The organism is Pseudomonas sp. NFACC25, assembly GCF_900100935.1.
Lineage (GTDB): Bacteria > Pseudomonadota > Gammaproteobacteria > Pseudomonadales > Pseudomonadaceae > Aquipseudomonas > Aquipseudomonas marginalis.
Window position 1 is genome coordinate 37,835 of record NZ_FMUC01000014.1, and the last position, 10,850, is coordinate 48,684.

Sequence of the window (10,850 nt, forward strand, 5' to 3'; positions counted from 1 at the left end):
GGCATTGTGCGACTAAAGGGTCCACACCCCATACAGCACAAAACCCGCGAATAAAAACGCGGCGAAAGGCTGCTTGGCAGGCGGGCCTTGTACCCGATCAGCAGCGCGCGGACCGAGCTGTTGACGAACGACCAACCAGCCGACCAGGGTGATGGCGGCACCGATCAGCGACCACAACACATGATCCACCGTGGTGGCCAGGCCCAGCGCCGCGAGCAGCTTCACGTCGCCCGCACCGAAGCGGTCCAGCGCATAGCCCGGCAGGGTCAACAGCAGTGCCAGGGCAAACGCCAAGAGACCGGCGCTCGCTGGCGCGCCCAGCCAGGTGGCACCTGTGCACAACAGGTATAACAGCGCCAGCAACGCCACGCCCAGGGTCAAGCCATTGGCGATCTGTCGCCGGCGAATATCCTGCACCGCACAGACTCCCAGCCAGATCACTATCACTACGCCATGAATCACGTAAAAAACGTTCCTTTTCGCTGAATGATTCTATGCTGATATCGAGTCGTAGACGTCAGGGTAGACGCAGTCATGAAAACAGGCCTGCCGGCAAAGCAAAAAGGGGCTGCGGCGATCGAATTCGCCTTGGTCTTCGGGATCTTTTTTGCGGTGTTCTATGGCTTGATCAGCTTCAGCCTGCCGCTGCTGTTGATGCAGTCGTTCAACCAGGCAGCGGCCGAGGCCGTGCGCCAGGCCATGGCGGTAGACCCGGTTGCGGCAGGATCGGCCTACCCCAACCTTGTCACCCAGCGTGCGAAAGATGCGGTAGCGGCGCAATTGAGCTGGATCCCCGCCAACTTCCAGTTCCAGCCGTCCTTCATCAGCGCCACCTACACCGGCACCACGCTGACTGTCACGATCAAATACCCCTCCTCCAACCTCTACTCCGTATTCCCGGCGCTGGTGGTGCCAGGCATTGGCACTGTGCCGAACCTGCCGACCAACCTTTCGGCCAGCTCGAGTCTTCAGTTTTGACTGCGGGGAATAATTTCTTCGAGCGCCTGCGGGGCCGTGTCGGCACCCAGGCCTTCGAGGCACCCACTGTCCCTGCAGCAGGGCTGCGCGTGTTATTGGATCATCAAGGCCATGTGGTGGACATCCGCGGCACACTGCGTTCGCAACTCGCCATGCCCGTCGGGGGTGAAGCACGGCCGCTGCTGCGGGAGTTGCTGTGCGCCAGCAGCGCCTTGAGTATCGAAGGCAGCCCTGCCGACTGGCAACGCCATACCCTGGACCTGGACTTCAAGGGCTCTGCCGGCCAGGTCCTGCCCACCCGCGGCTGGGTCGAGCCGGAGGGCGACCGCTGGGTGCTGCACCTGCTGGACATCAGCGACTTGCTCGCCGGCCGCCACCTGGCTGAACAGCGCGAGCAGAACCACCAACTCGCCTGCAGGATGAGCGAACAGTTGCGAGTGTGCAGCCTGAGTCGCCTGCCCGAGACGTTCAACGAGCAACTGCGCAGCCTGGCCCAACGCTGGCGTATCCCCTGTGTGGCCCTGGCATTGCTCGATGAAACCAACCAGGGTTGGCGGATCTACAGCCAATACACCGCTCACGACGCCCCGGGCTTGTGGCAAACCGGCCAACATCTGGGGGCCAGCCTGGACAGTGTCAACGGCAACGCGCTCCTGAGCCTGGCCCACGGGCGCATTGACAACCCCCGCCTGCAGAGCATTTTCGGCGATATCGACGGTTTTCTGGTGCCCTACCGTGACAGCCAGGGCGTGGCGGCCTGGCTGCTCTGCGGTTTCTACGGCGGCGAACCGCACACCCGCGAACGTGACTGGCTGGACCTCACCGCCGCACTCGCCGCCCCGCTGCTGAGCCGCCTGCGCGAACAACGCAGCCATCAGCAACTGGAGCGCATGGAGGCCCTGCAAGAACTGCTCGGCACCGGCTGGTGGGAACTGCTGCCCGCCACCCAGGAGATCCAGCTCGCTCCCCAGTTGTTGCATAGCCTGGGCCAGGAACACGGCGCCACGCGCCAGGCACTGGCCCTGTGGCTGGAGCTGATCCACCCCGCTGATCGCCAGGAACTGCTCAGCCACCTGCAAGACCTGCAGGCACTGGACAAACCCCTGCTGACCAACGTGCGCCTGCCAGGCAGTGACGCGGACCACACGCCCATCTGGTATCGCGTGCAGGGCCAGGTACTGGGCGTGGGCGACAACCGGCGCTGGGTCGGTTTCATGCTCAACATCAGCGACATCAAGAACCAGCAACTGCAAGCCGCCGCCGCCCATGCACGCCTGGATAACCTGATCGCCAGTTCACCGGCGGTGATCTACGTGCAGCGCTACGTCGGCGGCGCGCTGCACCCGGCGTTTTTCAGCGACAGCCTGTTGCCGCTGCTGGGCTGGAGCCTGGCCGATTGCAGCCACGACGGCCTGGCCTCGTTGATCCATCCCGAAGACCGTGAGTTGTACTTCCAACGCACCCGTCAATTACTACGCGAAGGGAATGTACGCAGCCGCTACCGGGTGCGCGACACCCGCGGCGACTACCATTGGCTGCTCGACGAGGCCAAGCTGCTGCGCGATGACCTGGGCCTGCCGGTGGAGGCCGTGGGGCTATGGCTCGATGTGACCGACGCGACCCTGGCCGCCGAACAGGTCAGGCAGAGCGAAGAGCGCTACCGCATCCTGGTGGAAGACTCGCCGGCAATGATCTGCCGTTATCGCCCGGACCTGACCCTGACGTTTGGCAACACGCCGCTGGCCAACTACCTGGAGTGCTTGCCCGCGCAACTGCCGGGGCGGCAATTGGACGCGTGGTTGTCGGATGAACAGCGCCAGGCATTTATCCAACGCATCCGCCGACTGACCCCCGAGTTTCCGGTGAGCACCGCCGAAATCAGCCTGCAGCTGCCCGGGCGCGAACATGCCTGGTGGGTATGGTCCGACCGTGGTGTGTTTGATGAACAAGGTCAACTGGTGGAAGTGCAGGCCGTGGGCCGCGACAACACCGAAGTGCGTCGCTCCCAGCAGCAACTGACCCAGAGCGCCAAGATGGCGACCCTCGGCGAAATGGCCACGGGCCTGGCCCATGAGATCAACCAGCCGCTGAACGTGATGCGCATGGCGATCGTCAATGTGCTCAAGCGCCTGGCCAACGGCGACGCGCAGATCGACTACCTCACCGAAAAACTCAAGCGCATCGACACCCAAGTGCAACGCGCGGCGAGGGTGGTGGACCATATGCGCGTATTTGGCCGCCGTTCGGAAATCGAACAGCAACCGTTCGACCCAGTGCAAGCCGTGGAAGGGACCTTGTCGCTGCTGAGTGAAGGCCTGCGCGGCAAAGGCGTGGACCTGCGCATCACACCTGCGGACTTCAGGGTGCAGGTCAAAGGTCATGTCGACCAGCTTGAGCAGGTGTTGATCAACCTGATGGTCAACGCCCGCGATGCGCTATTGAGCCAGCGCGAAACAGCCGCGCAATCGCGCCCCTGGATTGCGCTGCACTGCGAGCACGACAGCCGGCATGTGCGCATCTGGGTCGAGGACAACGGGGGCGGCATCGACCCACGATTATTGGAGAGGATTTTCGAGCCGTTTTTTACCACCAAGCCGATTGGGGTGGGGACCGGCCTGGGGCTGTCGGTAAGCTACGGGATCGTGGAAAACATGGGTGGGCGCTTGAGCGTGATCAATGGCGAGGACGGCGCACGGTTTTGTGTGGAACTGCCGGTGGTTCAGATCACCAGGTAGGCGCGGCCCATCTGACACGTCAGGTTGGCGCCGACTTCGGCGTTGCCCAGGTTGATGCCCAGGGCCGAGAGCAGCGTGTTGACAATGGGGTCGAGCAGCGGTGACAGGACGTCCTGGACAAGGGTGACCACCGCGCTGGTGATGGTAGCCAGGGCCGTCGTAACCGTGCCGTTCGCCGCACCGGGCGTGCTGCCGCTGGGCGGTACGTAGGTAGCCTGCAGGCCGCTCAGGGTTGCTCCCAGGCTATTGACGATATTGGCGGTGCCGGGTGGACTTTTGTAGGTCGGCACGGCATTCATATCGGCTACCGGTAAGAACAGCAACGAGCTGGTCTGCGCCGCCACGGTAGACAACGCCTTCACATTCAAACCACCGCCTACACCCGCTGTACGCGTGCCACATATCTGCGACAGCACAATGCAGTAGCGCTGGCCAAAATCGATCAGCCTGACCGGCTGCACGGTGACTGGCGCCGATGACGAAAACGCGGTGGCAGGGTCGACATAGCCCAAGCCCAGGGTGGCCATGGCGGTGGTGGCCTGCACCGTTAGCGACTTTGTGGCCGGCGTGGCACAGCTGTAGTCCGTGACTTGACTCTGCGCACTGGCCGCTTCGATGTAGATGGACAGTGATTGTGTGATATCCACGTCGGTGACGTTACACGCCACCAGGCACAACACGCCGCCCACCACTGCCGGGATATTCAGGTTCAACAGGCCGCCGACCACCTTCGACACCGGTGTCGCCAACCCGGTCAGGATTGATGAAACCCCCGACACCAGCTTGATGATCGGCGCATCCACCGTAACCAATGTGCGCACTTGCGCGGTTCGGACAACAATCTGATCCGTCTGCGGGTTATTCAGAAGCCCCGCCTTGGCCTTCGCCGGATTACCGATGGCCGACAATTGCGGCGGCTCGATGACTTTGGTCTGGATCGAGACATTGCCCACCAGGGGAATATTCACCTGAGCGGCCGCACTCACCGCACCCTTGCTATTGGACAGCTGCGCCACGGCCTCCAGCAATTGAAACAACTGCACGTTGGTATTCAGCGCCGCGGCCGGTGTTCCGCTGGCAACCTTCAGCAGGTCTGCGACTTTCAGCAGCTGGGTATTGGGCGCGATGGCTTTCAATGAAATCACATCGTTGATGACCGCCGTCGCCACCGCTCCGTTTTTTTGCAGCACCTTTACCGCGGCATCGATCAGCTGGTTGGCGGATACGGCGGTGTTGAGCAGCGCATCGTAGTCACCCGCCGTCACGTTCAGCTCAATCGCCAACTGGTCCAGGTAGCCGAGCAGGTTGAGGTTCGTCGCCAGCAAGCCATTCCAGCCCGCCGCCGTCAGCGACAGGCTGCCGCCCAACAGGTTGCCAATGACCATGTTCAATAGCGGGGACTTCGCCGAATCCACCGTCGCCAGGCTGCTGCGAATCGTCAGTTGCGCCACTGGCGGCGCGTACGCGGCCACGGCGCTGGCAGCCAGGGTCATCTGGGTGGACGCCGGCGTACCGCTGAACATATTCCAGATACCCGTGGCGACGCTGGTTACTACGCTGCGCGTCGCCACTACCCGAATGGCCTCGTTTTTGCTGGCGTCGGCGCTGAATACGCGGATGTTGCCGGCATTGGTCGTCAATGTGCCGCAGGTCACGGCCAGGCCACGACTGCTGTCGCCGGCAACCACGGTGAAGCCATTGCGCGCGGCGTTCTGCACGGCATAGTCGTTGGCGCTGGTGGTCGGGCTGCACAGGCCACCACGCCCGGCGGCCTCCAGGGCGGCGGTGTCGGCAATGGACTGCAGCTTGCGCTTTTCCAGGTAGAGGCGGCCGCTGTCCACCGCCAGCAGCAGGAACACCAGCGCTAACGCCAGGGTGCCCGCTGCCATCAAGCCAATCGCACCACGCTGCCTGCAACCGAGTCGGGGAGACATCAGGCACTCCTTAGCGCTTACTCTCCGTGTTGCCGTGGAGTGTAGACAAGGCTTGGCAGGTGCGCCGGCCGGTCGCTACAAACGGTCAGTGCGGTGGGTAGCTGGAGAGGATCCGGGTCACCGTCGTGCGAATCGCGTTATTACGATCCTGGGGGTTGGGCGTGCTGCTCATCATCTGTTCATCACTGCCGCGCCACACCAGCTTGCCGTCCTTGCCGTCGAGCAGGTCGATCTGGATGGTCGCCACCTTGTAGGTGATGTTGCGTGTTTCGTTGTACATCGGCCCGCCCCAATAGCCGTTCCACGGGCCACCCCAGGCGCCGCCATAGTTGGTGGTGACTTGTTGCTGGCGGTCTTCGACGATCAGGTAGGCCTGCACGTTCAGGTCAGCCCGGGTGCCTGCGGCTGCCGGGCGCAGGCCGCGCTGGTCAAGCTGTTCACCCACGGCCTGGCGGATGCGTTGTTCGGTGAGGTCGCTCTTGATCCGCGGATCATCGGGGCGGTATTGCAGCGCCGGGTCTTTCCAGGCCCAGTTGCGGTAGGCGCCGAAGTCGCGGCTGGCATCAAAATCGTGGTTGACCTGGCTGGTCTGGCAACCGCCCAGCAGCACAACAAAAGCTAGCGTAGCGATACGACGAAACATGGTTGATCTCCAACAAGGGACCGGGCTTTAGATGAGAATAGCGGTTAACTCGGAGGATAGGCGGTCATCGCCTTTTGCACGGCCTGGCGCAACGCATCCGCGCGCTCGCTGAGGCTGCCCTGGCTGCCGGTTTCCGCGCTGGCACTCCACACCGGCTGGCCGCTGCGGGCGTCGAACAGATTAACCCGCACCACCACCACTTGAACTTCATAGGTGCGCACGATCGGCACCGAGTTGTACATGCCGTAGCCCGGGCCGTAGCGGTTATAGCCGCCGTATCCGTAGCCGTAATCGTCCTGGACCTGCTTGAGACGCTTCTCCAGGCGTACATCGGCGCTCACCAGCAGGTCCGCCGGGCGGTTGTCGTGCAAGGGCCGCAGGCCGCGCTGGTCGAGGGCACCGCTGACCGCTTCGGCGACCTGCGCCGAGTCCGCCCAGGCCGTGCCGGCCGGGAGCTGGCCGTTGCGCCAGGCCCAATTGCGGTAGGCGCCATAGTCGCGCACCGGTGCCGGGTAGGCGCTGGCGTCGAAGGTCGTGGCCGCCTGCGCGGGCGCCGGTGGCATGGGCGCAGAAGCCGCCACATAAGGGTTGGGGCTGGAGCAGGCGCCCAGCCCGAGGGATAACAGGATCAAACAGAGACGACGCATTTCGACCTCCGCAGACTGGGCCGCTTATACCGGACGGCAGATCCAGTGCAAATAACGCCCAAGTCCGGCAAAGCTTGGGTGACGACGGTGAGCGAGCTCCATCTCTACAAGGTCCTTCAAGTCGGCGCGGGCCTGGAATTCCACCGGCATATAGTCGTGGAATACCCGCACGCCACTTTGGCTTTCGACCTGCCAAAGCCCTTCGAGTTGCGCCGCCAGCTCGCGCGGGTCGAGGGGCTGTTGCGGGGTCAGGCTCTGCTTTTCGCCGGCCATGTCATTCTTGCGCATCTTGCGGAAATGGCCTTTGAGCAGGTTGCGATAAATCAGCGCATCGCGGTTGTAGAACGCCAGCGACAGCCAGCCACCGGGCAGCGTCAGCTGATGCAGCACCGGCAGGATCCCGTGGGGTTCGGCCAGCCATTCCAGCACGGCGTGGCAAAGCACCAGGTCGTAGGGCTCGGTGAGCTGGCCGAGCAAGTCTTGCCACGGCGCGTGGATAAAGGTGGCGTCCTGCCCGGCCTCGGCGAAGCGTTGGCGCGCGCCCTCGAGCATCGGCTCGGCGGGTTCGGCCAGGGTCACCTGATGGCCGCGTTCGGCCAGCCACAGCGACATATGCCCCAGGCCCGCGCCGATATCCAGCACGCGTAACGGGCGCTCCGGCAGGGCCTCAGCCAGGTCGGCCTGGAGCACTGCCAGGCGAATCGCGCCTTTTGCGCCGCCGTAGATTTTCTCGGCGAAGCGCGTGGCCAACTGGTCGAAATGCCGGTCACTCATGGGCAAACCGCCGCTCGCTGTCGGCCAGTTTGGCGCGCACCACCTCGTTCATGTCCAGGCCCAGCTCGCTGCACAGCAACAGCAGGTACAGCACGATATCGCCCACTTCCTGGCCGGCGTGGGCAAGTTTGTCGGCGGGTAACTGGCGGGACTGGTCTTCGGTGAGCCACTGGAAGATTTCCACCAGTTCGGCCATTTCCACGCTGGCGGCCATGGCCAGGTTCTTCGGGCTGTGGAATGGCTTCCAGTCGTTGGTATCGCGGATGCGGTGCAGGCGTTCGGTGAGGTGTTCGAGGTTCATGGGGGGCTCCTGAATGGGTATAGCTTCAGGGGGATGGAGAGTGAAGGCAAGTGAATAGCGGTGGTGCGACGATTCGACTTGCCCCTGATGAGGCCCTAATCCACCACGCTGAATTCGAGCCGGGCGGTCTGGCCGGCTTCGTCGAGGACGCTGAGTTGGTAGCGGCCCAAGCGCTCGAAACTGGCATTGATGCTGTCCTGGTTGGCGCTGTCGCCCAGGGGGGCGCCGTTGAGAAACCACCAGCGCCGGCCGCTGCCGCCCAGGGCGGAAAGCTTGAGGCGCAGGGTTTGCTGGCTGGCGGCGGGCAGGCGCAGTTGGTCGCCTTCGCGCACGCCGACAATCGACAGCGGCGAAGACGCCGCCAGCGCCGGTGGCGGGCAATCGGGGTCGGCGGCGGGAATCCGCGCTTCACGGCGCTCGATCCTGGGCAACCATGGCTCCAGCGGTGCGGGCCACAGGGCGATACTTTTAGACACCGCGCCAGGGCAATGGGCATCCACCCTCAAGCCCTTGGCGTTGACCCAGACGCTTTCCATCAAGCCCACACTCAACGGCTGATCCAGCGCCTGCAAGGTCGGCGGCGTGGTGTTGTCCAGGGTCCAGGCAAAGCGCTGGCGGCGGCAATTCGGATCGCCGCGGTTCATGGGCTGGCCCAGCGGCCAACAGATCGCCGCCACGCCGACATTGGTCGGCACCGCCACCACCTGCGCGCTGATGCCGCGCTGGCTGTCGCGATTGGTCAGCACGTCATGCACCTGCAACATCAGCGGCGCCGCCGAGGCCAAACCGAACTGCCCTGGTACCGGCGTGCCGTCCGGGCGACCGATCCACACACCGATCAAATAGCGCGGCCCCACGCCAATCGCCCAGGCATCGCGAAAACCGTAGCTGGTCCCGGTTTTCCAGGCCAGGACCGGGCGCTGCACCAGTTCGGCACGCGGGTCGCGATCAGGCCGCGCCTGGCCACTGAGGATGCGCCGAACAATCCAGGCGGACCCTGGCGACAGCAAGGGCCGTTCTCTCAGCGTATCGTCCGGCTGCAATCGAAGGGTGGCGCTCCTGCCGTTGCGGGCGAAGGCGCTGTAGCCGCTGACCAGATCCTCCAGGCGGCTGCCCGCGCCGCCGAGGATCAGCGCCAGGTTGGGCTCGGCCAACGCCGGCAGGGCCAATGGCACGCCGCCGATGCGCATCTGCGCGGCAAACCGCTTGGGCCCGTACGCTTCCAGCAACTGCACCGCCGGCAGGTTCAGCGAACTGGACAGCGCCGTGCTCGCCGGCACTGCGCCGGTAAAGCCCATGGAAAAGTTGCCCGGGCGATAATCACCATAACGCCGGGGCACATCCTGCAGCAGCGATTCGGAGTGAATCAGGCCCTCGTCCAGGGCCATGCCATACAGGAACGGCTTCAAGGTAGAGCCCGGCGAACGCAGCGCGCTGATCATGTCCACATGGCCAAAGCGCTTAGCGTCGTTGATGTCCACTGACCCCAGGTAAGCGCGCACGGCCATGTTTTCTTCTTCCACCACCAGGATCGCGGCCGAGGTGTATTCCGGCAACCGCGCACGCCAGCCCAGCAACAGGTCTTCAAGACGGCGCTGCAGGGCGGCATCCAGCGTGGTGCGAATCAGCGGCGGGCTGTCCGGACGGTTAAGGCGGCGGGCAAGCAGCGGCGCCAGGCTCGGCTCCAGGCGCGGGGCGAGCAGCAACGGCTCCTCCAGCGCTTCGTCGACGGCGGCTTGTGGCCACACCTGGAACTCGGCGAGGCGGCGCAGTACTTTGTCGCGGGCCTCCTGGGCGCGCTGCGGGTGGCGATCCGGGCGCAGGCGGCTCGGCGCCTGGGGCAATACCGCGAGCAAAGCGGCTTCGGCGTGGGTCAGTTGCGCCGGGGATTTACCCAGGTACGCCCAACTGGCGGCCGCCACGCCCTGCAACGTGCCGCCGAACGGTGCGCGGTTCAGGTACAGGTTGAGAATCTGTTCCTTGGACAGGTGCCACTCCAACTGCGCCGTGCGCCACAGTTGGCGCAACTTGCCGTGGAAGGTCCGCGAGTGAGGATCCAGCAGGCGCGCCACCTGCATCGACAACGTACTGCCACCCGACACCACCCGCGCGCCCGTCAGGTTCTGCCACGTCGCCCGCACCAGCGCCAACGGGTTAACACCGGGATGCTGATAAAACCAGCGGTCTTCGTAGGTGAGCAGTGCATCGAGGTAATACGGCGACACTTCGCTGGTTTGCACCGGATAACGCCACACACCGTTGGCATCGGCAAACCGCCATAACGGCGTGCCATCCTCGGCCAGCACCACCCGCGCCAGGTCGTCCCTGGGCAACGGCAACGGCCAGATACGATCGGCCAGCCACAGCAGGGCAATCATCAAGACCAGGCTCGCCAGGGTCCAGCGGACAAGTAAACGCAAATTCAAGCGGGCAAACCTCTATGCTTGTAGGGAACTAGCCTGTTGCAATAACAACCAAAGGCACAGATACGCCCACCTTCTTATCAGGACACACATATGCAGGTAGAAAGCTTTTTCGAATGGTTGGGCCAGGCGCTCGGTTCCGTCATCCGCTTTATCGTCGACGGGCTCAGCGGATTGTTCGGAGCCTTGACCCACGCCGGCGGCAACTTTGTCGAAGGCCTGTCACGCACATTGGGCATGGACACCTCGATCATCAGCATCCTCACCCTGATCGTCGGCCTGCTGTTTCTGTACTCAGCCGTACGCGCCTTCATGCGCGCTTCGATTATCTTCGGGGTGATCTGGCTGATACTTGGCCTGTGGCTGCTCAGTTGGGTCGTGCACTAAACCCAAGAACACCCAGCCACTGTAGGAG

The 10,850-nt window shown here is 63.9% G+C and carries 10 protein-coding genes; 3 read left to right on the forward strand and 7 right to left on the reverse strand.

Going from position 1 to position 10,850, the window contains the following annotated elements; all coding sequences use genetic code 11:
- Positions 1-12: 12 nt before the first annotated feature.
- Positions 13-462, reverse strand: a complete 450-nt coding sequence (locus BLQ09_RS25065; RefSeq protein ID WP_027607978.1) for a prepilin peptidase — start codon at positions 460-462, stop codon at positions 13-15.
- 72 nt (positions 463-534) lie between these two features.
- On the opposite strand from BLQ09_RS25065, the gene BLQ09_RS25070 reads away from it, so the two are divergent.
- Together BLQ09_RS25070 and BLQ09_RS25075 are read left to right on the forward strand one after the other, a co-directional pair.
- A complete protein-coding gene (locus BLQ09_RS25070) occupies positions 535-978 on the forward strand; it encodes a TadE/TadG family type IV pilus assembly protein (protein WP_027607979.1) in 444 nt (147 codons plus the stop codon).
- Positions 975-3,713, forward strand: coding sequence for a PAS domain-containing sensor histidine kinase (locus BLQ09_RS25075; RefSeq protein ID WP_092358928.1), 2,739 nt, complete (start codon positions 975-977; stop codon positions 3,711-3,713). The genes BLQ09_RS25070 and BLQ09_RS25075 overlap by 4 nt, the downstream gene beginning before the upstream one ends.
- On the opposite strand, the gene BLQ09_RS25080 is transcribed toward BLQ09_RS25075, so the two are convergent.
- The 6 genes from BLQ09_RS25080 to pbpC all read right to left on the reverse strand — a co-directional run bounded on the left by BLQ09_RS25080 (position 3,698) and on the right by pbpC (position 10,438).
- A complete protein-coding gene (locus BLQ09_RS25080; RefSeq protein WP_092358930.1) occupies positions 3,698-5,647 on the reverse strand; it encodes a pilus assembly protein TadG-related protein in 1,950 nt (649 codons plus the stop codon). The genes BLQ09_RS25075 and BLQ09_RS25080 overlap by 16 nt on opposite strands.
- Positions 5,648-5,732: 85 nt before the next feature.
- Positions 5,733-6,290, reverse strand: a complete 558-nt coding sequence (locus BLQ09_RS25085) for a DUF4136 domain-containing protein (RefSeq protein WP_027607982.1) — start codon at positions 6,288-6,290, stop codon at positions 5,733-5,735.
- A gap of 44 nt (positions 6,291-6,334) precedes the next feature.
- Positions 6,335-6,937, reverse strand: coding sequence for a DUF4136 domain-containing protein (locus BLQ09_RS25090; RefSeq protein ID WP_027607983.1), 603 nt, complete (start codon positions 6,935-6,937; stop codon positions 6,335-6,337).
- Between the two features lie 24 nt (positions 6,938-6,961).
- Complete coding sequence (locus BLQ09_RS25095) at positions 6,962-7,711, reverse strand: methyltransferase (protein WP_027607984.1); 750 nt, start codon at positions 7,709-7,711, stop codon at positions 6,962-6,964.
- A complete protein-coding gene (locus tag BLQ09_RS25100) occupies positions 7,704-8,012 on the reverse strand; it encodes a MazG-like family protein (protein WP_058423592.1) in 309 nt (102 codons plus the stop codon). The genes BLQ09_RS25095 and BLQ09_RS25100 overlap by 8 nt, the downstream gene beginning before the upstream one ends.
- Positions 8,013-8,107: 95 nt before the next feature.
- A complete protein-coding gene (pbpC, locus tag BLQ09_RS25105) occupies positions 8,108-10,438 on the reverse strand; it encodes a peptidoglycan glycosyltransferase PbpC (RefSeq protein WP_092358932.1) in 2,331 nt (776 codons plus the stop codon).
- 90 nt (positions 10,439-10,528) lie between these two features.
- Here pbpC and BLQ09_RS25110 point away from each other — a divergent pair, with 90 nt between their 5' ends.
- Positions 10,529-10,822, forward strand: a complete 294-nt coding sequence (locus BLQ09_RS25110) for a hypothetical protein (protein WP_027607987.1) — start codon at positions 10,529-10,531, stop codon at positions 10,820-10,822.
- The last annotated feature ends 28 nt before the right edge of the window (positions 10,823-10,850 follow it).